The organism is Cytobacillus sp. FSL R5-0569, assembly GCF_038007265.1.
GTDB lineage: Bacteria > Bacillota > Bacilli > Bacillales > Cytobacillaceae > Cytobacillus > Cytobacillus kochii.
The window spans coordinates 4,075,968-4,100,561 of sequence record NZ_JBBOWW010000001.1 but is presented as its reverse complement, the minus strand read 5'-3'; the positions used below and the strand labels follow the sequence as shown (position 1 = coordinate 4,100,561).

General features: G+C 39.0%; 26 protein-coding genes. 23 read left to right on the top strand and 3 right to left on the bottom strand.

Annotated elements, in window-relative coordinates; all coding sequences use genetic code 11:
* The first annotated feature begins 181 nt into the window (after window positions 1-181).
* Complete coding sequence (locus MKX78_RS20930; RefSeq protein ID WP_341052218.1) at window positions 182-1,114, top strand: hypothetical protein; 933 nt, start codon at window positions 182-184, stop codon at window positions 1,112-1,114.
* 421 nt (window positions 1,115-1,535) lie between these two features.
* Here MKX78_RS20930 and MKX78_RS20925 read toward each other — a convergent pair whose 3' ends face one another.
* The gene (locus MKX78_RS20925) at window positions 1,536-2,642 is read right to left on the bottom strand and encodes an LCP family protein (protein ID WP_307319510.1); all 1,107 of its coding nucleotides are present in this window, start codon (window positions 2,640-2,642) and stop codon (window positions 1,536-1,538) included.
* Between the two features lie 88 nt (window positions 2,643-2,730).
* The gene (locus MKX78_RS20920; protein ID WP_341052214.1) at window positions 2,731-3,369 is read right to left on the bottom strand and encodes a YigZ family protein; all 639 of its coding nucleotides are present in this window, start codon (window positions 3,367-3,369) and stop codon (window positions 2,731-2,733) included.
* A gap of 337 nt (window positions 3,370-3,706) precedes the next feature.
* On the opposite strand from MKX78_RS20920, the gene MKX78_RS20915 reads away from it, so the two are divergent.
* The 20 genes from MKX78_RS20915 (at window position 3,707) to hpf (ending at window position 21,837) form a co-directional block, all read left to right on the top strand.
* Window positions 3,707-4,849, top strand: coding sequence for a sensor histidine kinase (locus MKX78_RS20915; RefSeq protein WP_095371820.1), 1,143 nt, complete (start codon window positions 3,707-3,709; stop codon window positions 4,847-4,849).
* A gap of 73 nt (window positions 4,850-4,922) precedes the next feature.
* Entirely contained in the window at window positions 4,923-5,606 is a 684-nt protein-coding gene (locus MKX78_RS20910; protein WP_224937162.1) for a response regulator, read from the top strand.
* 1,431 nt (window positions 5,607-7,037) lie between these two features.
* A complete protein-coding gene (locus tag MKX78_RS20905; RefSeq protein WP_341052212.1) occupies window positions 7,038-7,877 on the top strand; it encodes a DegV family protein in 840 nt (279 codons plus the stop codon).
* Window positions 7,878-7,960: 83 nt separating this feature from the next.
* Window positions 7,961-9,448 (top strand): DEAD/DEAH box helicase, encoded by a 1,488-nt coding sequence (locus MKX78_RS20900; protein ID WP_341052209.1) that lies wholly within the window; start codon window positions 7,961-7,963, stop codon window positions 9,446-9,448.
* Window positions 9,441-10,124, top strand: a complete 684-nt coding sequence (locus tag MKX78_RS20895; RefSeq protein ID WP_095371823.1) for a ComF family protein — start codon at window positions 9,441-9,443, stop codon at window positions 10,122-10,124. The genes MKX78_RS20900 and MKX78_RS20895 overlap by 8 nt, the downstream gene beginning before the upstream one ends.
* A gap of 58 nt (window positions 10,125-10,182) precedes the next feature.
* A complete protein-coding gene (locus MKX78_RS20890) occupies window positions 10,183-10,590 on the top strand; it encodes a TIGR03826 family flagellar region protein (RefSeq protein WP_095371824.1) in 408 nt (135 codons plus the stop codon).
* Between the two features lie 146 nt (window positions 10,591-10,736).
* A complete protein-coding gene (gene flgM, locus MKX78_RS20885; RefSeq protein ID WP_095371825.1) occupies window positions 10,737-11,012 on the top strand; it encodes a flagellar biosynthesis anti-sigma factor FlgM in 276 nt (91 codons plus the stop codon).
* A gap of 12 nt (window positions 11,013-11,024) precedes the next feature.
* Window positions 11,025-11,507: a flagellar protein FlgN gene (locus MKX78_RS20880; RefSeq protein WP_095371826.1), complete on the top strand. Its 483-nt coding sequence runs from the start codon at window positions 11,025-11,027 to the stop codon at window positions 11,505-11,507.
* Window positions 11,508-11,531: 24 nt separating this feature from the next.
* Window positions 11,532-13,391 carry a flagellar hook-associated protein FlgK gene (flgK, locus tag MKX78_RS20875; RefSeq protein WP_224937155.1) on the top strand — a complete coding sequence of 620 codons (1,860 nt, stop codon included), beginning with the start codon at window positions 11,532-11,534 and terminating at the stop codon, window positions 13,389-13,391.
* 14 nt (window positions 13,392-13,405) lie between these two features.
* Window positions 13,406-14,458 carry a flagellar hook-associated protein FlgL gene (flgL, locus tag MKX78_RS20870; protein WP_322909706.1) on the top strand — a complete coding sequence of 351 codons (1,053 nt, stop codon included), beginning with the start codon at window positions 13,406-13,408 and terminating at the stop codon, window positions 14,456-14,458.
* A 63-nt stretch (window positions 14,459-14,521) separates the two neighbouring features.
* Window positions 14,522-15,100 carry a DUF6470 family protein gene (locus MKX78_RS20865; protein ID WP_322909705.1) on the top strand — a complete coding sequence of 193 codons (579 nt, stop codon included), beginning with the start codon at window positions 14,522-14,524 and terminating at the stop codon, window positions 15,098-15,100.
* A 12-nt stretch (window positions 15,101-15,112) separates the two neighbouring features.
* Window positions 15,113-15,565 carry a flagellar assembly protein FliW gene (fliW, locus tag MKX78_RS20860; RefSeq protein WP_322909704.1) on the top strand — a complete coding sequence of 151 codons (453 nt, stop codon included), beginning with the start codon at window positions 15,113-15,115 and terminating at the stop codon, window positions 15,563-15,565.
* Window positions 15,553-15,780, top strand: a complete 228-nt coding sequence (gene csrA, locus MKX78_RS20855) for a carbon storage regulator CsrA (RefSeq protein ID WP_095371831.1) — start codon at window positions 15,553-15,555, stop codon at window positions 15,778-15,780. The genes fliW and csrA overlap by 13 nt, the downstream gene beginning before the upstream one ends.
* Window positions 15,781-16,018: 238 nt before the next feature.
* Window positions 16,019-17,212 carry a flagellin N-terminal helical domain-containing protein gene (locus MKX78_RS20850; RefSeq protein WP_307319400.1) on the top strand — a complete coding sequence of 398 codons (1,194 nt, stop codon included), beginning with the start codon at window positions 16,019-16,021 and terminating at the stop codon, window positions 17,210-17,212.
* 205 nt (window positions 17,213-17,417) lie between these two features.
* On the top strand, window positions 17,418-17,768 hold the full coding sequence (locus MKX78_RS20845) for a flagellar protein FlaG (protein WP_095371833.1): 351 nt from the start codon (window positions 17,418-17,420) through the stop codon (window positions 17,766-17,768).
* Between the two features lie 125 nt (window positions 17,769-17,893).
* A complete protein-coding gene (gene fliD / locus MKX78_RS20840) occupies window positions 17,894-19,993 on the top strand; it encodes a flagellar filament capping protein FliD (RefSeq protein WP_341052203.1) in 2,100 nt (699 codons plus the stop codon).
* An 11-nt stretch (window positions 19,994-20,004) separates the two neighbouring features.
* Window positions 20,005-20,403, top strand: coding sequence for a flagellar export chaperone FliS (gene fliS, locus MKX78_RS20835; RefSeq protein WP_095371835.1), 399 nt, complete (start codon window positions 20,005-20,007; stop codon window positions 20,401-20,403).
* Window positions 20,400-20,750, top strand: coding sequence for a hypothetical protein (locus tag MKX78_RS20830; RefSeq protein ID WP_251162128.1), 351 nt, complete (start codon window positions 20,400-20,402; stop codon window positions 20,748-20,750). The genes fliS and MKX78_RS20830 overlap by 4 nt, the downstream gene beginning before the upstream one ends.
* 9 nt (window positions 20,751-20,759) lie before the next feature.
* The gene (locus MKX78_RS20825) at window positions 20,760-21,137 is read left to right on the top strand and encodes a hypothetical protein (RefSeq protein WP_180316929.1); all 378 of its coding nucleotides are present in this window, start codon (window positions 20,760-20,762) and stop codon (window positions 21,135-21,137) included.
* Between the two features lie 151 nt (window positions 21,138-21,288).
* Complete coding sequence (gene hpf / locus MKX78_RS20820) at window positions 21,289-21,837, top strand: ribosome hibernation-promoting factor, HPF/YfiA family (RefSeq protein WP_095371838.1); 549 nt, start codon at window positions 21,289-21,291, stop codon at window positions 21,835-21,837.
* A gap of 127 nt (window positions 21,838-21,964) precedes the next feature.
* Here hpf and MKX78_RS20815 read toward each other — a convergent pair whose 3' ends face one another.
* On the bottom strand, window positions 21,965-22,612 hold the full coding sequence (locus tag MKX78_RS20815; RefSeq protein ID WP_095371839.1) for a GntR family transcriptional regulator: 648 nt from the start codon (window positions 22,610-22,612) through the stop codon (window positions 21,965-21,967).
* A 214-nt stretch (window positions 22,613-22,826) separates the two neighbouring features.
* Between MKX78_RS20815 and MKX78_RS20810 the strand changes: the two genes are divergently transcribed.
* Both MKX78_RS20810 and MKX78_RS20805 read left to right on the top strand, forming a co-directional pair.
* A complete protein-coding gene (locus MKX78_RS20810) occupies window positions 22,827-23,801 on the top strand; it encodes a metallophosphoesterase family protein (RefSeq protein ID WP_328198148.1) in 975 nt (324 codons plus the stop codon).
* The gene (locus tag MKX78_RS20805) at window positions 23,798-24,583 is read left to right on the top strand and encodes a tyrosine-protein phosphatase (RefSeq protein WP_341052199.1); all 786 of its coding nucleotides are present in this window, start codon (window positions 23,798-23,800) and stop codon (window positions 24,581-24,583) included. The genes MKX78_RS20810 and MKX78_RS20805 overlap by 4 nt, the downstream gene beginning before the upstream one ends.
* Window positions 24,584-24,594 lie beyond the last annotated feature (11 nt).

Sequence of the window (24,594 nt, the reverse complement as noted above, 5' to 3'; positions counted from 1 at the left end):
GGTTGATAAGGTTGATAAGGGAAAAAAGCTTTATCTAGAGCCATTGGTTAACTACAAAAGTGGCGAGAGCTGTTAGAAGGATGATGCCGAATAGAAGGTAGAATGGGAACTGCGCACGAGCCGTGGATCCTATTTGTGTAAAAGTGAAAGAGAATAAGAGAGAACTGCGCGTAAATAGTATATGCGCGCAAAAAGAAGAAGGAAGAGCCTGAGTACTGCGCGTAAATCGAGTATACGCGCAAAAGTAAGAGAGAAAGATCACGAAATTGCGCGCAAGCGGTGTATACGCGCAAAAATGAGAGGAAAAAGCCAGGGAACTGCGCACAAATGGCATATACGCGCAAAAGTAAGGGAGAAAAATCACAGAATTGCGCGCAAGCGGTGTATACGCGCAAAAGCAAGAGGGAAAAGTCGGAGAACTGCGCGCAAGCGGTGTATACGCGCAAAAATGAGAGGGAAAAGCCAGGGAACTGCGCACAAATGGCATATACGCGCAAAAGTAAGGGAGAAAAATCACGGAATTGCGCGCAAGCCGTGTATACGCGCAAAAATGAGAGGAAAAAGCCAGGGAATTGCGCGCAAATGGCATATACGCGCAAAAGTAAGGGAGAAAAATCACAGAATTGCGCGCAAGCGGTGTATACGCGCAAAAGCAAGAGGGAAAAGTCGGAGAACTGCGCGCAAATGGCATATACGCGCAAAAGTAAGGGAGAAAGATCACGGAATTGCGCGCAAGCCGTGTATACGCGCAAAAGCAAGAGGGAAAAGCCAGGGAACTGCGCACAAATGGCATATACGCGCAGAAGTAAGGGAGAAAGATCACGGAATTGCGCGCAAGCCGTGTATACGCGCAAAAGCAAGAGGGAAAAGCCAGGGAACTGCGCGCAAATGGCATATACGCGCAAAAGTAAGAGAGAAAGATCACAGAATTGCGCGCAAGCGGTGTATACGCGCAAAAATGAGAGGAAAAAGCCAGGGAACTGCGCACAAATGGCATATACGCGCAGAAGCAAGGGAGAAAAATCACGGAATTGCGCGCAAGCGGTGTATACGCGCAAAAATGAGAGGGAAAAACCGGAGAACTGCCGCAAATGGCATATACGCGCAAAAATAAGGGAGAAAAATCACGGAATTGCGCGGAAGCCGAGTATATGCGCAAAACAGAGAGAGAAAAGCCAGGGAACTGCGCACAAGCCGTGTATAAGTGCAAAAGCCAAAAGGAGAAGGCTGAGAAGTGCGGGAAAGCCATGTATAAGTGTAAAGTAACAAGAAACGGAATGCATGTATAAATTCCCGTACATTCTTATAAAAAGGCTATCAATAGCTTTATAAGGTGCCCCTTTAATTGAAGAGAAAAAAATAGAAAGAAGTCTGGACAAACGAGATATGCCCATACCACTAGCTAGAAAATAAGAGAGAATGAGCCCACCCAAAAGAGAACATACACGTACAACAGAACAGTATGAGTAAGGTGTGTCTGAATAAAAACCCCCAAACAGTTTTTTGTTTGGGGGTTCCTATAAAGCATAATTCTATTAATATCCGCTATTGTAACCAGCTTCACTTGATTCTGTAGAAATTTCGCCGTCTGTTGAACTCTCGCCATTTGTCGGATCAGTAGATTCATTTTGTCCGAGGTTCGTAGTCCCTAAATCAAGATGGCTTTGTAGTTCTGAAATAACTTCTTGTAATCCAGTATCATCTATTTGATAATAATACACACGATTACCATTAGAGTTGGGTAAGTACATATCTTGACCTTTGAGATTGAGCATTTCAATATCTGGAGTCATGCCACTAGAAGTCGCATAACTAATAAGTGATTTCATTTGGTCGAAGGAAAGGTCTGTTTCCATATTGTTTCCGACTGCTTCGATGACATCCCCGTATTTCGAAATAGCATCTACTGATACGGCTTTTTTCATCATCGCTTTAACGATTTCTTGTTGTCTTTGCCCGCGCATAATATCATTATCTTGCTTTCTCGTACGTGCTAGCGCTAATGCTTCTTCCCCATTTAATGTTTGCAAGCCTTCTTCTAATTGAATAGCCCCTGCGTTGTCATTTGAGTCTTGCTCAGATAAGGCATAAGGTACTTCTACTTCTACTCCACCTAGAGCATCAATAATCTCAATGAATGCATCAAAATTTAACTTTAAGTAAAAATCAATGGGAATATCGAGTAGCTGCTCAACCGTTTCAATAGAAGTGAGTGGTCCGCCGTGAGCGTGAGCATGGGTGATTTTGTCTTGATAACCAAGCTTAGGAATCTGAACATAAGAATCACGAGGGATGCTTAATAGTTTAATAGATTTTGATTCCTTATTAAATGTTGCGACCATTAATGCATCTGAACGCGCTGAATTACTAAAGCCCCGTTTACTACTATCATCAACTCCGATAATGAGTAGTGAAAAGTTATCAACATCAGGTTGTACAGCTACATCTCGCTTGGTTTCTCTTTCTAGTGGGTTATATGTGCTGTTCATCGCTGTCTCTGCTTTATTATAGAGATAGGCACCGTAGGCAGTGGCACTTAGGGCAAGGACTAGTAGAGGAAGAAGGATAAATGCGAAAACACGTCTTCTGCGCTTCACTTTACGTCTCCTCACCTTTTGGGCATTACGACCATCATAAGACATATGATTGCTCCTTTATTAGTAAAAATTTAATCGATTCTTTACATAGTTAATGTTTATTTTACAATGGATTTGCATATACGTAAAATATTTACTCAGAAATTGTCGATTCTAAATATAACACGTCACCTTCAGTTATTTCTGCTTGTCCATTTGTTAATTCGATCATCCAGGCATTGAAGTTAGCTGTTTCTTCATCTTTTACATAAGTTTCAATTTCAACAATATCGGCATAATGGATTTCTTTTATTGGATAAATGGAAGCGCGTAATTCATTTTCTAGTTTTCCAAGAAAGGTATAATCAACTTTTGTATGCATGATGCGCATTAGCTTTCTTTCAACTATACCTGTAGCAAGTAAACCTTCGGATGTAGCTCTACCGTAAGCGCGAATTAAACCGCCGGCACCAAGTTTAATGCCACCAAAATAGCGGGTGACTACCACAACAGTATCCTTTAATTGCCTCTTTTTTAACACTTCAAGCATCGGTACACCAGCTGTACCACTCGGTTCACCATCATCGTTAGCTTTCTGAATTAAATCATGCTCACCAATTAAATAGGCAGAACAATTATGAGTGGCATTCCAGTTTTGCTTCTTTATTTTCTGAATAAATTCTTGCGCTTCTTCTTCTGTTTCTGCTCGGTCAATATATGCAATAAATCTAGATTTTTGTATAATAATTTCATGTTCCCCGTACCCTTTGACGGTATGATATTGTGGAAGCAAAAATATCGCTCCTTCCTGCAAGTCTCTTCCTATTATAATTCGACAATCTTCGGAAAACATAAATATTAATAGATTGTAAACAAACTTTAATATTGTCGAATCGCTGAAGTGATATAATAAGTTTATATCTGAGGATAACTATAGATATTGCCAATAATCCTCTTTTTTTAACATAAAATTAGGATATATGACATATAAATAATTTTCAAGCGTGCGACTATTTATCGAATTTTGTGTCAAATGGTATTATTTTCTGCCGCTACACATGGTCGAATACCGCTTTTCAAGGTAAAATAAGGAATAGCAACAACAGGGTATACCCTTGGAGGAATCGCGAATGAGTATAAAAAAATTTGATACGAAGTCGCTCGATTTAATTTTAGAAAAAATGATAGAAACGGTCGGTACGAGTAAGAATGAAATTTTCCGGATTGGTGAGCAATGTCGAAAAGATTATGAGACCTTAACCGAAGAACTGAAAGATGTAAAGGTAATGGTTATTAAAGTCATTGATGAAGGCGACCGTTTAGAAAGTCAAACACGTTTTGCGCGTAAACGATTATCTGAAGTCAGTATGCATTTCAAAGATTATACTGAAGCGCAAGTACGTGATGCATATGAAAAAGCCCATCAATTACAAATGGATCTATCGATGAATCGGCAAATGGAAAAGCAGCTTCGTGACCGGAGAGACGACATTGAAAGAAGATTAGTGGGCGTTAGTGATACGATTGAGCGTGCTGAGCATTTAATTTCCCAAATTACTGTTGTCATGAACTACTTGATGAGTGACATCAAACAAATGGGTGAGATGCTTGAAGATGCGAAGATGAAACAAGAGTTTGGCTTACAAATTATTGAGGCGCAAGAAGAGGAGCGTAAAAGGCTCTCACGTGAAATACATGACGGCCCGGCGCAAATGATGGCGAATGTGATGATGCGCTCTGATTTGATTGAACGTGTTTATAAAGAGCGTGGCACAGATGAAGCCATGGAGGAAATAAGGAATTTAAAGAAAATGGTCAGAAGTGCTTTATATGAGGTCAGAAGAATTATTTATGACCTGAGACCAATGGCTTTAGATGACTTAGGTCTTGTTCCTACATTAAAGAAGTATCTACAAACAATCGAAGAATATCATAATTCGACCAAAATCACTTTCATGAATGTTGGTAAAGAGGTTCGTTTACCAAGTCAATATGAAGTGGCGCTATTCCGACTCATTCAAGAAGCTGTGCAGAATGCGATGAAGCATGCTGATGCAGAAGAGATTATTGTTAAAACTGAAATTAATAATGAAAGAATAGCAGTCGTAATTAGAGATAATGGTAAAGGGTTTGATATTAATAAGAAAAAAGCACAATCCTTTGGTATTATCGGCATGAGAGAAAGAGTTGAACTTCTGGAGGGCCAGCTTTCGATAGATTCCAATATTGGTAAAGGCACAATTATTATTATTCAAGTACCTTATATGAAATAATATTTAATTGATGATGAAACTGGTCAAACATCATGATAGATATAAAACAGTTGAAGATTGGGAGGGGAAGAACTTGAATACTAAAATAGTAATTATTGACGACCATCAACTTTTCCGAGAGGGCGTAAAACGTATTCTTGATTTTGAAAAAACATTTAACGTGGTAGCAGAAGGTGACGATGGCGACGAAGCGATCAGACTCGTTGAAGAAAATCAACCAGACGTAGTTATCATGGATATTAACATGCCGAATATTAATGGCGTGGAAGCAACGCGTCAATTAGTAGAGAAATATCCAGATTCTAAAGTAATCATTCTTTCAATCCATGATGATGAAAATTATGTAACGCACGCTTTAAAAACCGGAGCAAGTGGTTACCTACTTAAAGAAATGGATGCAGATGCATTAGTTGAGGCAGTAAAAGTAGTTGCAGAGGGTGGTTCTTACCTTCATCCGAAAGTAACGCACAATCTTGTCAACGAATACCGTCGCCTTGCTTCAGAAGGAACTGGCACAACAGGCGCTTATGGACAAATCGAAATCCGTCGTCCGCTACATTTACTTACTCGACGCGAGTGTGAAGTGCTCCAACTTCTTGCAGACGGAAAAAGTAACCGCGGCATCGGTGAAGCATTATATATTAGTGAAAAAACAGTCAAAAACCATGTAAGTAACATCCTGCAAAAAATGAACGTCAATGACCGTACACAAGCGGTTGTCGTAGCCATCAAAAACGGTTGGGTAGAAGTTCGCTAATCCCAGCCTTTCATACATATGAAGAAACACTCCGCATTGGGGTGTTTTTTTGTTGAAAATGCGGATCGGTTCGAAGATAAAAAGGTGGGACAAGAGAAGGGAAGAAGTCCATTTCATGAAGGGAGAGACATAATTATAAGAAAAATGAGCAATGTAGAAGTTTCGTAGATAATAGGGGAGGAGTAGAACATATGAGTCGCGTGAAAGAAGAAATTGCGATTAAAAAAGAGGACGAGAGCGCAAAAGGTTCGCGACTAGTAAAAGAAGAGAGTGAAAGATAAGTAGGGAAAAAGTGAGAATCGCCACTAATAAAAGAAAAGAGTGAAAGATAAGTAGGGCAAAGGCAAGAATCGCGACTAATAAAAGAAGAAAGTGAAAGATAAGTAGGGAAAAAGTGAGAATCGCGACTAAAAAAAGAAGAGAGGAGAAGATAAGTAGGGCAAAGATGAGAATTGCGACTAATAAAAGAAGAAAGTGAAAGATAAGTAGGGCAAAGGCAAGAATCGCGACTGAAAAAAGAAGAGAGGAGAAGATAAGTAGGGCAAAGGCAAGAATCGCGACTAAAAAAAGAAAGGAGTGAAAGATAAGTAGGGAAAAAGTGAGAATCGCGACTAAAAAAAGAAGAGAGGAGAAGATAAGTAGGGCAAAGGCAAGAATCGCGACTAAAAAAAGAAGAAAGTGAAAGATAAGTAGGGAAAAAGTGAGAATCGCGACTAAAAAAAGAAGAGAGGAGAAGATAAGTAGGGTAAAGGCGAGAATCGCGACTAATAAAAGAAGAAAGTGAAAGATAAGTAGGGCAAAGGCAAGAATCGCGACTAAAAAAAGAAGAAAGTGAAAGATAAGTAGGGAAAAAGTGAGAATCGCGACTAAAAAAAGAAGAGAGTAGAAGATAAGTAGCGCAAAGATGAGAATCGCGACTAATAAAAAAGAGAGTGAAAGATAAGTAGCGTAAAAGCGAGAATCCCGACTAATAAAAGAAGAAAGGAGAAGATAAGTAGCTTAAAAGAAGGAACCGCATTAATTTCTCCGATCCCTCTCGAGTCTAAGATATTCGATATAAATATCGCCAAGTCCCCAAGAAAAGGAACCTGAGCTGAGAGTTGCGACACACATAAAAGGGGGATTATCAAATAAAATGTCTAAATCCTAATTTACTCTAGGTGTTTCATAACTGGATCATGGAGGAAGAGTAGACTCATGACCGGAGAAGGAGCTACCATACAATATACAATCAAAGCCTGCGCTCTTACACCATCGCAAAAGTTAAACCCCAGCCTTCGAGTATGAATCAAACCAACCACCCCAAAAGCCCACCAAAAAGTAAAAGATTTCCCCTTAAACCTCTCTAAACTTAATGCATTTTTATTAACTTTCATATAGAATGGTAACAGAACATATAGTAGAGAAAAAAGTGAAGGAGTCACTCTATTTATGAAAACGGCCGTAGTAACGGATAGTACATCTTATATCCCACAAGAATTGAGAGAAAAGCTGAATATTCACATGATCCCGCTGAGTGTGATATTTGGCAATGAATCATATAAAGAAGAAATAGAAATCACTGCAGAAAGTTTTTATGAGGAAGTCAAACATAAGGATTTGCCGAAAACATCACAGCCATCCGTAGGTGATTTTGTCACATTGTTTGAAACGTTGAAGCAAGACTATGATGCCATCATCTCCATCCACTTATCAAGCGGTATTAGTGGCACCTATCAAGGGGCAGTCTCTGCCGGTAATATGGTTGAAGGCATTACCGTCTATCCTTTTGACTCAGAAATTAGCGCACGTGTACAAGGTTTCTATGTCGTCAAAGCAGCCGAAATGGCAGCTGACGGGAAGTCGCCAGCAGAAATTATGGACAAACTGAATGAAATGAAACAATCCATTCGTGCTTATTTTATGGTTGATGATCTGTCACATCTACAAAGAGGTGGCCGCTTATCAAGTGCGCAAGCAATCTTAGGAAGTCTTCTCCAAGTGAAACCATTGCTTCATTTTGAAAATAAGCTCATCGTGCCATTCGAAAAAATCCGTACCCGTAAAAAAGCAATGAAACGGATCGTGGATTTGTTAGCGGAAGATGCAGCGAGTGGAGAAGCTTATGAAGCCTCTATTATTCATGCAAACCGTTTAGAGGAAGCGCAGAAATGGAAGGAAGAGCTAGAAGCACAATTACCGAATGTCACTTTTGGTATTAGCTATTTTGGTGCAGTTATTGGTACACATCTTGGCGAAGGCTCAATGGGTCTTGGCTGGGTAAAAAAATAATACATCTACTAAGGAGTTATTATCGCAGACAAAACGAACCACTGCTGAAATAACTCCTTTTTTTAGCCACGAAAGGAGTCTATATGCGAATACTCATGAAAGATCACCTACTCATCCCCGTATTTCACCACGACTCAGCTTCTTACACTATTACAGAACTTCCGAACATCCCTCACCATAATCACAACCCTACATACCGCTTCAATCCACAAATTCAGACATTCCTATTTGGTAAACAATTACTGCTAGATGAAATTTCTCACCCTGTAGAAGAATTATTCACCCATGTGAACGAAGGTTATATCACGCTTCGTCGACCCTTCATAAAAGAAGGTAGAAAAATCAAATGTGCTCGCTGTGGCAGTAGTCATCATTTAGCGACATATCCTTGTGCTCGTTGTGGAAATGAGCAATGCCATTATTGTCGCAATTGCTTGATGATGGGGAGAGTGTCGGCTTGTACTCCACTTTTTAGTTGGAATGGACCAAGCCCGAGCACCCTAATAGTCGACCAACCGTTAAAATGGGATGGGACGCTTTCTACAGGACAGCAACAAGCATCTACAGCAGTTGTCGCAGCCATTGATAACAAAAAAGAGTACCTGGTTTGGGCGGTATGTGGCGCAGGTAAAACCGAAGTGCTTTTTGCAGGAATCGCTCATGCACTAAAGCAAGGCCAGCGAGTGTGCCTTGCTACTCCAAGAACAGATGTCGTCTTAGAACTCGCACCCCGTCTGAAAAAAGTTTTTCCCCACACCACGGTTGCCGCACTGTATGGTGGAAGTGAAGACCGGCACCTTTTTGCCAATCTAGTCATCAGTACAACACATCAGTTGTTCCGCTTTTATCGTGCTTTTGATACAGTCATTGTTGATGAAGTGGATGCCTTTCCTTACACAATGGATGCCACACTCCAGTATGCTGTTCAGCAAGCGAAAAAGTCTGCAGCTGCCACGATTTATTTAACAGCTACTCCTTCAAGGAAGTGGCAAAAAGAATGTCGGCAAAATAAAAGAGCATATATGACCATCCCTGCTCGTTTCCATCGCTTTCCTTTACCGATTCCTCAATTTAAATGGATTGGACAATGGACAATCCCCCTAAAAAACGCCCGTCTCCCTTTTGTGTTAAAAAAATGGTTACAGCAACGCATTGAAAAAGAGAAACAGGTTTTGCTGTTTATTCCTAAAATTAAGCTAATAGATGATATGCTACCTCTCATACAAAAAATTCATCCTAAAGTGGAGGCAGTGCATGCGGAAGATCCTTTACGAAAAGAAAAAGTCCAGAAAATGAGAAAGCAAGAGACGCTTATTTTACTCACAACAACGATTTTAGAAAGAGGGGTGACTTTTCCTCATATAGATGTTGCTGTATTAGGAGCGGAAGAGCGTATTTTCACAGAAAGTGCACTTGTTCAAATAGCTGGAAGGGTTGGGAGAAGTGTTGAGGCACCAACAGGGGATGTTGTTTTTTTTCATTATGGTAAAACAACTGCAATGGTACGGGCTAAAAAGCAAATACTGCAAATGAATAATGAAGCAAAACAAAGGGGCTTACTTCATGAATAGCTGTCTCTATTGTCAAAAAGAAATGCAACTTCCTGGTGGATTTCAAGCATTGTTTCAAAAAGCTGCGCAGTCATTTTGGTGTGAAGACTGTATAGCAAAATGGACATTTATCAAAGGTCCCACTTGCCCAACTTGCCACCGGTGGATGGAAACGGCTGAAATCTGTCTCGACTGTAAGAAGTGGCAGGCGGATCCAATATATAGCGGTTGTCTGGACGAGAATATTTCTGTATTAGCATACAACTCTTTTTGTCAGCAAGTGCTCGCTCAATATAAGTATCGGGGTGATTATATCCTCGCAGTTGCAATTGCTGATTTGCTAAAATCGAAATTAAAACAGATAAGCTTTGATCTTATTACACCGATTCCGCTGAGTGAAGAAAGACGCTATGAAAGAGGGTTCAATCAATCAGAAGCACTGATCACCGCATTAGGCAAAAAGCCCACCATTCTCCTCACCCGTATGCATACAGAAAAACAATCGAAGAAAACAAGAAAGGAAAGATTAGAGACACCACAAGTTTTTCGATTCACGGGTCAACAAGAAATAAGCGGGAAGAAAGTGTTAATCGTCGACGATATTTATACAACAGGTACGACTCTTTATCATGCAGCTAAATTGCTAAAAGAGGCAGGAGCAAGTGAGGTTCGATCATTGACGATTGCAAGAAGTTAAAAAAGTTAGCCGATGCTGACGATATATAGAATAGAAGCTATCAGTAGAGGTGAAAAGAATGGCGGAGATCGCAAACTGCCCTAGATGTAATGCCTTATTTATGAAAAATCAAGTCAGCACCATTTGCCAAGCGTGTTTTAAAAAAGAAGAAGAAGCATACGAAGTCGTATATGCCTTTCTAAGGAAAAGAGAAAATCGTGCTGCTACTATGCAAAGAATAACAGAAGCAACAGGAGTAGAGGAGTGGCTCCTGCAGAAGTTTGTTCGATCAGGTCGATTAAAGGTGGCGCAATTTCCCCAGCTAGGCTATCCTTGCGATCAGTGTGGTACATTAATTCAAGAAGGAAGAATTTGTGAGTCTTGTCGCAAAGCATTACAAAAAGAATTAGAGCAATTTGAACGAGAGCAGGATCGGATAAAAGAAAGAGAGAGAACCTACTATTCTTATAGAGGTAAACAGTCTTAAAGAAGGAAGTCTAAAGAACTAATGTTTACTTTCGGAACGATAGTATGTATGTAAAATTTACTAAAAGTGTAATATCACTTTAAACTCATTCTATTTATACCGATAATAGGAGTAATAAAAGGGACGAAGAAAGCGGGGGATTTATAATGAAGGTTAATCATTTTAACGCGGCAAACCAGGTCAATCCCTACCAACGCCAAGCGAATATGACAAAGCAAGTAGAACAAGCGAAAACGAATCAAGCAGATAAACTCGAAATTTCTTCAAAAGCATTAGAAATGCAAAAAACATCACAATCAGATCCTGCTCGCCAAGCGAAGGTGGAGCAATTAAAAATGCAAGTGGAAAATGGTACGTATCATGTTGATGCGAATGAATTGGCGAAAAGCCTAGTTCAACATTTTCAACAAAAACGCTCTTAAGGAGGGTGTGGTATGTCTGCAGAAGCACTTCTCACTGCGATGGAACGCTTAATATCTTATCATCAAAGCCTTTATGAGCTTGCAGGCCAGAAGACAGATATGATTAAAAAGGGTGATATGGCTGCATTAGATCAGATGCTAAAAGATGAACAAACCCATGTCGCAACAATAAAGAAGCTTGAACAAGCGCGTATCCAGATTGCAGCAAGTCTTGTACCTAGTATAGATAAGCCAACAATAGCAGACTGTATATTAGTACTGGAACAACATGAACAACAAGCTTTACTTGAAAAAAGAGAGCAGTTATCATCCGTTATTGACAAATTAAAAGAGAAAAATCAATTGAATCAACAACTGATTTATCACTCCTTACAATATGTGAATTTATCTATGAATCTCGTCAATCCGAAAGCAGCTGCGCAAAATATGAATTATATTCATCCGCAAAAAGCGAAATCTCAAGCTGCAACAGGAATGTTCCAGTCTAAAGTGTAGGATAGAGAAAAGAGAGGAAACGTTATGAAATCTACTTTTATGGGGTTAGAAACGGCGAAGAGAGCCATACATACACAACAAAGTGCACTCTATACAACCGGGCATAATATTGCCAATGCGAATACTGTAGGATATACGAGACAACGGGTGAACTTTACACAAACAAATGCTTTTCCGTCTGTTGGAATGAATGCGCCATACATGCCAGGACAAATTGGAACGGGTGTTCAGGCAGGATCGGTTCAACGCATACGCGAAGACTATTTGGATGTACAGTACCGTAATGAGCACAATAAATTCGGTTATTGGAATACGAGAAGCAGTGAGCTTTCCCGAATTGAAAGTGTCATGAATGAGCCGTCAGATACTGGCCTTGCGAATACATTAGATCAATTTTGGAATGCTTTGCAAGACTTATCAACTAACCCTGAAGATTCAGGTGCTCGTTCGGTTGTTCGTCAGCGTGGGATTGCCGTGAGTGATACTTTTAATTATTTGGCAGGACAACTGAGCGCTCAGAAAGCAGATGTCGGTGAGCAAATTGATATGAATGTGAAAACAATTAATTCAATCCTCACACAAATTAACCAGATCAATGAGCAAATTGCCAGCGTAGAACCACATGGCTATTTGCCGAATGATTTATATGATAAAAGGGATGTACTTGTTGATCAACTCTCAGGCTTAGTCAACATTAAAGTGAGTGCTACACCAAGTGGTGGGAATGCAAGTAGTCAAGCTGCCGGGAAATATTCGATTGAATTAGTCGATGGGAATGGTAAAAGTGTCGGTACTTTACTCGATGGGAAAAATGATATCGTCCAATCATTGAGTGTCAAAAAAGACCCTGAAACACAAGCTGTTGCTAGTCTGCAAATCGGTAATAAATCGATGGCGGCATCAGATTTTACTTCGAAAGGGAGCTTACTTGCGAATATAGATATGTACGGCAAAATAGATGCCACTGGGAAGGAAACAGGTGTTTATTCTGATATGCTTGCGAATCTGGACTTAATGGCTTTCCGCTTTGCCACGGCCTTTAATGCTGTCCATCAAAGTGGCTGGAGTTTATCTGAAATTGAGAGCGGCGTAAAGAACGGTGTGGACTTCTTTGAAATTGGCGATAATGCAGCAGGGGCCGCAGCCAATATAAAAGTGTCTGATTCAATCATGAATAATTTAAATCATATTGCCGCTTCCTCAAGTAGTGAGTTATTTACGGGTTCTATTACGAAACATGCGGACAACCCATCGACTGGTAACCCAACGATTCTGGGTGCGTTCAGTGGTATTCAAACATATGACACCCCGCCGATCACGATTAGTGAGGCAAAAATTGAGCTGACTTATGATAATGGCTCATGGAAGTACTCCGCTTATGATTTAGACGGCAATCCAATAGCTGACCATCAAAATCAAGCAGTGAAAGAAAATATGAATCTCTTTGGCCTTAAAATCGATACTAGTACAATCGCTAACTTACAATCTGGTTCTACTTGGTCATTTGAGTTAACAGGTATTGGACAAAACCCTTCGAGCGAAAGTTTTGTTGGTGACGGTTCTAATGCAGTTGCTCTGGCAAATGTAAAAGACATGATGCTCGATTTTAATGGATCAGATACAAATATGATGAGCTTCTACCAAGGGATGATTGGGGAGTTAGGAGTAACTACACAAGAGGCTAATCGAATGACGGAAAATGCTGCTACGCTAACCGACACGGTCCAATTTAACCGTTCTTCTGTAAGTTCGGTTTCTCTTGATGAAGAAATGTCCAATATGATCATGTTTCAACATGCTTATAGTGCAGCGGCTAGACAAATCACTGCAATAGACGAAATGCTTGATACCATCATTAATGGTATGGGCAGAGTTGGAAGATAAGGAGGTAATGACTGATGCGCGTAACACAATCCATGCTTTCACAAAATTCACTAAAACATATTCAAAACAACTATCAAAAGCTTGGTAAGTTAGAAGAGCAGCTATATACCGGCAAAAAAGTGAATCGCCCGTCTGATGATCCTGTAGCAGCGATGAAAGGGGTCAATTACCGTTCCCAAGTAACGGCTGTATCCCAATATCAACGCAATTTAGGTGAAGTATATAACTGGATGGATAATACGGAATCGGCACTGGATGAAACGAATAAAATTATCCAGCGTATCCGTGATCTTACGGTACAGGCTTCCAGTGATTCATATGATGCGGGTCAACGTAAGAACGTGGCTAGTGAAATTGAACAGCTGCGAAATCAATTAGAGACGATCGCCAATACAAAAGTGAATAATAAGTATATTTTTAACGGCTCAGATACAACGAATAAGCCAGTAGATTTAAAGAAAATTGATCAAAATGTTGATATCAGCACAATTGATGCGAATAATGCCAAGGATTATGTACTTTTCGATGAGAAGGGTAGTCAGCTTGTTTGGAATGAATCTTCGAATGCATTTAAAGCTCAAGATGGCACTGAAATCGGATTCCCGATACCAGATTCTTTTGTAGCGAAAGAAAAAGGAGCGGTTGCTAGCAATGCTGAAGGCGTAAAAATTGAAGTTTCTGCAGGCATTCATCTCGATGTGAATAGTAAGCCGCAAAATGTCTTTTCATTAGATTTATTTAAAGATATTGGCAACTTAATTGATAAGTTGAATTCACCTGATACAACAGCGGATGATTTATCTGGGGAGCTGGATATGATTGATCATCACCATAATAATGTAATCTCTGAAATGGCAGATATCGGTGCTAAATCTAATCGAGTAGAGATGGTTGAAAGTCGTTTAGGGAATCAAGAGATACTTGCCAAAACCATGATGTCTAATAATGAAGATATCGATGCAGAGAAGGTCATTATTGAATTAACATCCCAAGAAGCCCTCCACCGTGCTTCTTTAGCAGTAGGAGCAAGCATTATTCAACCAACATTAATGGACTTTTTACGATAAAAAACGCTGACGACGGTTCATCTCTAGAGATGGGCCGCTCGTCATGTAAAGAGCGGTGAATCTATGCATACACCTTATTTAGAAATAACGACAAAACAGGCGCAACTTGGTATCAATTATTATCAACCTGTGATGAAAATCAAACAGTCGCAAGCAGACGTTTCGATGCATCAGCCACCAGCAAAGCTTACAATTAGTCATGAAGCATCCCGGCTTTTTATTGATCAATCAGAGGCGCGAGCTGATCTGGATAATAAAGGGGCAGGCAGGCGAGTCGCAGAAGCGGCTGAACAGGCAAAGATGACGGCAATTACAGGGATCTCTAGGCGGGTTCGTGAAGGTGATGCGATGATGAAAATTGAAAACGGAGCAGGTGCCATTCCACAAATTGCGAAACAAAATAGTGAGCCCAACCAAAAGACACCAGGGATCGGCTATTTACCGAAAAACCATTTCCGGGTACAAATCGATTATGATCCAGGGAGCGTCGATGTGAACGTAACCCCGCAAACGCCAGTCATTGATGTAAGTATCAATCGACCACAAATCGCTCATGAAAACTGGCAAGCGCAAATTTATTTACAGCAAAAAGAAGCGATTAACTTTGAACTAAGAGATTTTCAAGTGGATCAGCTTATTTAAGGAAGTGTTACGATGAAAATTGAGACAAAATATCAAGGGACAGTTGAAGTGTCAGCAGAGCAACACCTTCATTTTCCGGTAGGCTTGCCAGGGTTTCCAGAAGAACAGCAATATGTGCTTCTTCCCTTTTTAGAAGAACTCCCTTATTTTATTTTACAATCAATCAATACGGCTGAGTTAGCGTTTGTCGTTGTCGACCCGTATGCCTTTTTTGCTGATTACGAATTTCAGCTCAATGAAGCATCGCAACATGCGCTGCAAATTGAACAACCGGAAGATGTAGCTACTTTTGTCATTCTCACGTTAAAGGAACCGTTTAAGTCATCAACGGCGAATTTGCAAGGTCCATTGGTGATTAATATGAAAAAACGAATGGGGAAACAGCTTGTCTTAAATGATGCGCGCTACAAGACGAAGCATCCGTTATTCCAGCTTATGGAGGAGGATGCCTCATGCTCGTATTAACCCGTCGCAAAAACGAATCGATTATCATTAATGAAAACATCGAAATCACGATCGTCGCCGTCGAAGGAGACCAAATCAAACTTGGCATCCAAGCACCAAAAGACATCGACATCTACAGAAAAGAAGTATACCTACAGATCCAGACAGAAAACAACGAAGCCGCACAAAACCCTGTTGATTTAATGGCACTATTGAAAAATAATACTGAGAAATAAACCGGTTGGAGATATCGATTTATTTTTTTTATATTTGTCTGAAGATAAACAAAGGAAACAAGAATTCATGTTGGAGTAATGAGAAGGCAATATTGACAAGTATTTTTTTAATTATTAATTTTTTATAAAAAAGTATTAAACAAACTTTATAGCACTCCGATAATAAATAAGAATAAAGCGACAAGCTTTACTTCAATCCACAAGGACGTGGAAAAATACAACTCATGGAGGAATTCAAATGATTATCAACAATAATATTTCAGCATTAAACACGTATCGTCAATTAGGCGTAAACAACAATGCAAACGCTAAAGCGATGGAGAAATTATCTTCAGGTCTTCGTATTAACCGTGCAGGAGATGACGCAGCAGGTCTTGCAATCTCTGAAAAAATGCGCGCGCAAATCCGCGGTTTAGACCAAGCTAGCCGTAACTCTCAAGATGGTATCTCAATGATCCAAACTGCTGAAGGAGCGCTACAAGAATCACAAAACATTCTTCAACGTATGCGTGAGCTTGCTACACAAGCAGCCAATGACTCAAACGTTGGATCTGACCGTGAAGAAATCCAAAAAGAAATCAACCAATTAACTTCAGAAATCAACCGTATCGGTAATACAACAGAATTCAATACACAAAAATTAATCGATGGTGGGAAAGATGGTTCAGAAGCAGTAGCAGCTGTTGCTGGAACAACATCATTTGTTGCAGCTACTGGTGCTGACTCCACTCTAACGATTGATGGTACTGACGTTACTATTGAGGCTGCTGATGATTTAGCTGCAATTGTAGGTAAAATTAATGGAGATGCAGAATTAAGCGCAAAATATACTGCTGCAATTGATCCTGATGATAATACAAAAATATTATTAACACAAAATGCTGGCCAAGAGTCTGCAACAGCAGCAACTGTAGTTGGTGGCACTGATGTTGTTAATACAGCTGGAGCAGAAGGAAAAGCTGCTGGAGCAGGTTCTAGCATTACTTTCCAAATTGGTGCAAACGAAAACCAAAGCATGAGCATCAATATTTCTGATATGAGAGCATCTGCTTTAGGAATCACTACTGCTGATACAACTGATTCTAAATTAGGTGTAACTGACGGGACAAGCTCAACAATTCAAGAATCTGCACTAAGTGTATTAACTCACGAAGATGCAGCTGCAGCGGTTACTAAATTCCAAGAAGCAATTGATAAAGTATCTGCAGAGCGTTCTAAACTAGGTGCTAGTCAAAACCGTCTAGAGCACACAATCTCTAACTTAAACAACTCATCTGAAAACCTTCAAGCAGCTGAATCACGTATCCGTGACGTTGATATGGCGCAAGAAGTAATGGAGATGACTCGTACGAACATTCTTTCTCAAGCTTCTCAAGCGATGCTTGCGCAAGCAAATCAAAAACCACAAGCGGTTCTTCAATTATTAGGTTAATTCGTCGCTTATTGGTATTTTCATCTAAGAAGTCTCAGCTTTGTCTGGGGCTTCTTTTTGTCTTTTTAGGTAAAAAGACCTTGTGTATAAGAAAAAGGTCGCTGTTTTTTCTCTAATAAAAACCGAACTTTAGATTGATAGAGAGCCTTATGGTTGTTTCCGATATAAAGAGAAAATAGGTGATTTCGGTAAGGGGCGAATAGGGATGAGAGTAGAGTCGAATATGAGAATGATGGTGGACTCGCCTTTTGTTATTCAGCAGAAAGAAAAAAGTCAACCTGAAAGAAATTTTACAATAAAAGATAAAGCAAAGGTGTCTGCTCATGACGTACAAAAAGACTTCTTGCAATCAAAGGTGGAGCAGGCAAATAGTCATTTGCAGACGCATTATACTTCGGTACAGTTCCAATTACATGAAAAGCTCGATCGCTATTATGTAGAAGTTGTTGATGCGGATACTAAAGAAGTCGTTCGTGAAATACCACCGAAGGATTTCCTTGATATGATTGCAGAAATGACAGAATTTCAAGGGCTTATGGTGGATCAAAAAGTCTAGAAGCTACTGGCTGATGCTAGTGGCTTTTTATTCGTGAACAGTGGCAATTAGTCATATTTTTACTGTAAACGATAGGACTATAGTCGATATAATAAATAGATAGAGAGAAAAGGGGACGGATGGTCATGGCGAATTTTCGAATAGGTGGTTTAGCATCTGGTTTAGATACAGAATCCTTAATTAATGATTTAATGAGAGTACAGAGAGTGCCGATTGATAAATTGTCACAAAAGAAACAAACGCTCGAATGGCAGCGCGATTCATATAGAGATATTAACTTAAAACTAGCATCATTCCGCGATATGACTTTAAATATGCGCTTGCAATCTTCATTTTTATCAAAAATTACGACTTCTTCTAATAGCAACAAAGTCACAGCAACGGCAGATTCGACAGCAGGGAACGGATCTTATACATTGTCTGCCGTGAGTAGATTGGCGACTTCTGCTACGAATGCGAGTGCGGGAAGAATAACTAGTACAGGTGAAAAGCTAGATACAACGAAAAGTCTATATAGCCAAAAGGACATTTTTGAAAATAGTTCATTTGATTGGAAGAGTACCGAACAAAGTATAAACGAAGAAATCACAGTAAAGAAAGCAGGAACCGAATTTTCATTACAAAAGCTTGGTAAGCATAATATAGAACAAATGGATAGTGTTACAGTTGGTACAGACAACTACCAAGTGGTGACGAGCCTAGATGACTTAGATGCTAGTCAAAAGCAAGTGTTTGTAGATGAGAAAACAGGCAAAATGACTTTCAGCCAACAAATTCCCGCCGACAGTAAAATTGAAGTGGAATACAGTATGGTTCAAAAAGATACAATTTCTGTTGGCTCTGCAACAAAAGAAGTGCAACTTTCACAAATAGGGATCACAGAATTTGAGGATAGCATTACTTTTACATGGGACAAAAAAGATGCAGCTGGTAACATCATTAAAGACACGAATGGTGACCCAATAAAAGAAACGAAAACATTTACTACTGGTACAGATGTGAATAATCTAGCAGAAGATCAATTTTATTTAGATAAAGAAACAGGCAAAATCACTTTCGGCTCTGACCTACAAGCAGGTGCAAAAGCGGAAGTGAGTTATGACCACCAATACTTTGAATTCAGTATGTCTACATACAATGAAACAGGTGAAGTGAGCCAAACATTTACTTTCGATGCCCGTGATTCTTTAACGACAGTGATCGATAAAGTGAATAAATCGTCCTTAGGTGTCAATATGTTTTATGACCAACATTCTGATAAAGTAACGATTGCCCGAACGTCAACAGGTGATTTTAATCAAAGTGGCGATGGGAAAGAGATTTCTTTTAATGGTAGTCCGTTTTTAAATAATGTTCTAAAACTTGATAGCAATAATGAAAAAGGTGGAGAAAATGCGAAGTTTACTTTAAATGGTTTAGAAACGGAGAGAACCTCTAATACGTTTACAGTAAACGGTGTTTCTTTTACTTTGAAGGGTACATTTGATGCTGTTAATGGCGATTCGCCTGTTACAATCTCAATCAATAACGACACCGATAAAGCCGTAGAAAAAATCAAAGAATTCGTAGAAAAATACAATGAATTAATAGATAATATACAAGGACAGTTATCTGAAGAAAAATATCGTGATTATGCACCGTTAACAAGTGAGCAACGTGAGGCGATGTCTGAGAAGGATATTGAGCTTTGGGAAGAAAAAGCGAAAAGCGGTTTACTTCGTTCAGATCAACAATTAAGTAGTTTACTAAGTAATATGCGGATGAACTTTTATACACCGCTAGAAGGTGCTACGAGTGAATATAACCAGCTGTCAGCTATTGGTATTACCACAACGAAAAATTATTTAGAAGGTGGTAAGCTTGAAATCAATGAAGATAAGCTGAAGGAAGCATTGGAAAATGATGCAGAAGGTGTATTTAATTTGTTTGCAGCAGATGGGGATACACTTGGTGAACAAGGGATTTCTAGACGATTGCGAGATACCGTTACACAATCAATCGATGCGCTTACCTTAAAAGCGGGTAATGGCATGAAGACAAATAGTCAATTTACTATTGGAAAAAATTTAGATGATATCAATAATCGTATAACTGAACTAGAATCGAAATTAGCAGATAAAGAGCAAAGGTATTGGTCACAATTTGCAGCGATGGAGACCCAAATGCAAAAAATGAATGAGCAAATGAATTATATGCTCACACAATTCGGTTATAGCTCGCAATAAGGAGTGAAAAGATGACAACCAACCCGTACCAAAAATATCAACAAACTTCTATTAATACAGCCACACCGGCAGAACTAACGATGATGCTTTACAACGGTTGTTTGAAGTTTATTAGCATTGCCAAGCAAGCAATGGAGCAAGGTGAAGTTGCAAAGCGCAATGAAAATATGCAGAAGGCGCAAAACATCATACAAGAATTTATGGTGACACTCAATCAAGAGGTTGAAATATCTAGTGATCTGCTACGAATCTATGATTATGTGTTGAGAACCTTAGTTGACGCCAATACACGCAATGATCTAACAGCCTTAAAAGAAGCGGAATCAATGATTATGGATCTTCGTAATACATGGAAAGAAATGATGTTAGCGCAGAAAAAACCCCAAATGGTTAGCAGTGAACAATCATGACAGCGACAACTGATTTGATCGTTTGTACGCGTGAGTTATTGCTTCATTTAAACCAAGGCTTACCTGAACATGAACGAGAAGCTTACATAAAGAAGACGGATGATTTGCTTGATCAACGATTTATTTTAATGAGACAAGTTGATTTTCAGTCAACAGAAGCTCAGAAGATGAAAGACGTGCTATTGAAGCAGGATCGCGCCATTAAACAATTATTAGATCAGCACCAGCAAATCATTAAGGATGATATCAAAAGATTGAAGGTGCAGAAAGTAAAGAGTAAGCAATATGCGAATCCGTATGAAGCTGTTGGGATGAGCGACGGTGTTTTTTATGATAAACGAAATTAGGTGATGAAGTTGAAGGAGGAGCAGTATATTCTCCTAAGAGAGTATTGTTCTGTGTTAAATACACTAGAAGAAAGCTTTACCTATATTGTAGATAGCTTCACAGATTTAGATAAAGACGATGGTGATGCGCTTCTTTTTGAGGTTATTGATTCTTTTCCACAAATCAAAGCAGTGAACGAGCAATTACTGCATTTGTTTAAGGAAAACAGTGAAATGGTTCATATTATGCATGTGTTTGAAAAGGTGCAGGAACAAGCTGATCGACTGGAGCAAACCATCGGTAACGCGCCAGAAAAACAAGAAATATTACGTGAGCAATTTTTCCCTTTGTTTGCAGCTTGGCACCGAATGATAGACTATGAATTGCAACCTTATTTATTTTCTTAATTACGTTAAAAAGGTTTTAGCAGGACTTTTTACGGGTAACATAGAAATATAGAGTATAGTCTTATTTAAAGACTAGCTGATAAGGATTAGCTGAAGAAGGACAGGCTAAATCATCCTTATGACTCTTATAAAGAGAAGGAGGAGTTCACTTATGAATTTTAACATTCGGGGTGAAAACATTGAGGTAACTCCAGCAATCAGAGACTACGTCGAGAAGAAAATTATGAAGTTGGAAAGATATTTTACTGAAACTCCTAATGTAAATGTAAACGTAAACCTGAAAACCAATAATGATAAAACGTCAAAAGTTGAAGTAACGATTCCGATGACGAATCTTGTACTTCGAGCAGAAGAGGCTCATGCTGATATGTATGCAGCCATCGACTTAATCAACGACAAGTTGGAGAGACAGATTCGTAAACATAAAACGAAAGTCAATCGAAAATTCCGCGAAAAAGGCGGCATTAACGAATTATTCGCTACTTTTGAGGAGCCTGAAGAACACCCAGAAGAAGACAATGACTTAGAGGTCGTTCGCCAAAAGCATTTTGACCTTAAGCCAATGGACAGTGAAGAGGCCATTTTACAAATGAACATGCTCGGCCATAGCTTCTTCGTCTTCACCAACGCAGCCACAAGCTTAACAAACGTTGTATACAAACGAAAAGATGGGCGCTACGGACTCATCGAAGCGCAATAATATAAAAGGAAGCAGGTAGGTGCTATGGCACTGCCTGCTTTTTTCATGTGCGAAAGAAGTTTATACCACAGAAGATAAATACTAGCAGAACATTAATATGTCTTCCCTTCGTAAGTTATGCAAGTATTCATATAGCTCCCATTATTAAGATACGTTCTCTAATTTGAGCTCGCCATTCTTTTAGTAGTTCTTTTGTTTGTTCGTATTCCTTTGCTTCAATGGATAGGTAAAGTGCTTCATTATAATGAGCACCAGAAAAAATCCGTTTTTCTGGGTAAAGCAAGTAACTGGCCATAGAACCAATGATGATTTTGTCCATATGCTGATCCATAATTTGAAGCATGATTTGGTTTTGTCCAGCAGCTATGATTTGTCTTATGAATTGTAATGAGTGAGTCGCATAAGAGAAATAACGATCGTTCTCTTTATCTAGTAGTTGTTGCTCTAAATGTTCATTTAAAAGTGATAAATTAAATGAATAAAGCGGATTTGTTTCTACCTTTTCAAGCGCATACATTTGATGGGTGAAAATGACTTCGAACATATCTAGTATCTCTTTAGATGATACTTCCTTCACCATCACACCTCTATTTTTTAAGGAGATCACTAACCCTTCTAGTTCAAGTTTAGCAATCGCATTAGAGATGGGTGTTCGACTCATAGCTAATTCCTCTGATAATTTATATATGGATAGTAGGCTTCCCGGTAGGTATTCGCAAGTAAGAATTTTCGTTCGAATGGTGTGATAAGCGGTATCTATTAAAGATTTTGTCATTGTCCTAATTCCTCTCTGTCTAAATTCATTAATTGAACATCCTATGATTATACAATTATAGCGATGATTTCCTAAGAATACATCTTGTAACCTTTGAATTTACACTAAATTTAAAAATTTCACCAAACTCATAAAATGATTCATGTTAGATTAACATCTTATTAACATGCTAGTTGTATACTTCAGTTGTATTTAAATAAAGGAGGACAACTGGATGCATGTTATAGATCAAAAAAAGCTTGGGACGCAACATTATTTTAAAGAAGATTTTTCTAAGAATGGTAAGAGACCTTGGTTTGGAGACATGTCCACTCACCTTGAAAATGATTTTTCGTTTGCAGTTGTTGGTGATCGCTGTGGGATTACAACACCAGGCATTTTTGAGAAAGGTTTGCAGGTGGTAAAAGGCCTTAATCCTGATTTTGTCCTTTCAGTAGGTGATTTCATTGAAGGTTATTGGGATCAAGAGGAAGCGGCCCATGGAGAGTGGGACTATATTGATCAGTTAATTAAAGAGGTAGACATCCCATTTTATTTAACAGTTGGTAACCATGACTATGGAAATGACACTATGGTTAAAGTTTGGCGTGAGCGAAAAGGTTTTGAGTATTACGCTTTTCGATTAAATGATTATTTATTTTTAGTGCTGAATACAGAGGAAAATCCTTTAGGTATGCCTGAATCTTTTGTAAAGAGTTTTAGGGATATTACCAATCAAGTAGTTGAAAATCCAGCAAAAGCTAGAGGGTACATTGAAGAATTCTTCGGACAAATGACTGAAGGGGCTTCGGAGGAAGATATTGAGAAGGGTAACTTACCTCATATTTCAGATGAGCAATTACAGTTTTTTGCTGAAGTGTTACATGAAAATAATGATGTGAAACATACTTTTGTATTTATGCATAAGCCAGCTTGGAAAACGAAGGATCCTAAGTTCAGCCAATTTGAGAATATGCTTGAATCAAGAATGTATACGATGTTTGCAGGACACCTTCATCAATTGGAAGTAACGAAAAAAAATAACAGAAATTATATTCAAATGGGTCGTACGGGTGCATGTTGGCACGGTGATAGTGTTGGATCGATCGATCATATTCTTTTTGTAACAGTAAAAAATGGCGAAGTTGGTTTTCAAGTTATCGAACTAGATGGTGTCAGTGATTTGGAAAAGTATGAGGTGAATCAATGACAACAACTGGACTTTATTCACAAACTGTTCCCCTAAAAGGGGCTCTGAATTTTCGTGATATGGGAGGGCTCGTTACCGTAGATGGTCGAAAAGTACGAAGAGGCATCTTATATAGAGCGGGAGATTTAAGTGGATTAACAACAGATGATATTGCTCAATTGTCTAAACAAAAGATTAAATATATATTTGACTATCGTAGAGAAGATGAAGCAAATGAAAAACCTGATCCGGAAATTGGTAGTGCCAAGCTTTTACGAGTACCGGTAATCGCTGAGGATAATATCGCCGAGCAAGTATCGAAAGTAAAGAAAAAAGAAGATGTATTCAAACACTATACTAAAGAAACATTTTTAACACTCTATTCTACTTTTCCGGTTCGAAATGCTTCTTACCAAGCTTTGATGAATTTATTAAAAGAACCAGAGAAAAACTTGCCGCTAATCCATCATTGTGCTGGAGGAAGAGATCGAACAGGTATAGGCGCTATGATTATTTTACTTACACTCGGTGTGCCATTTTCAACTGTGATGGAAGATTACCTTTATTCTAATGTTGCTTTAGCCACCTTTCATGAGCAAATGTTTCTGCAGGCAGAAGCAGCACTTGTGGAAGAGGAGTTCTTGCAATTAAAAGCAGCCTTTTTATTGCAAGAAGAATATTTACTTGCAACTAAATCTGCTATAGAAGAAATATACGGCGATTTTGACACTTATTTGTACCTAGAGTTTGGAATAACAAATGAAATAAGGAAAAAAATAAAAGATTTCTGCTTGCAAGAGTAATTTTCTAAAGG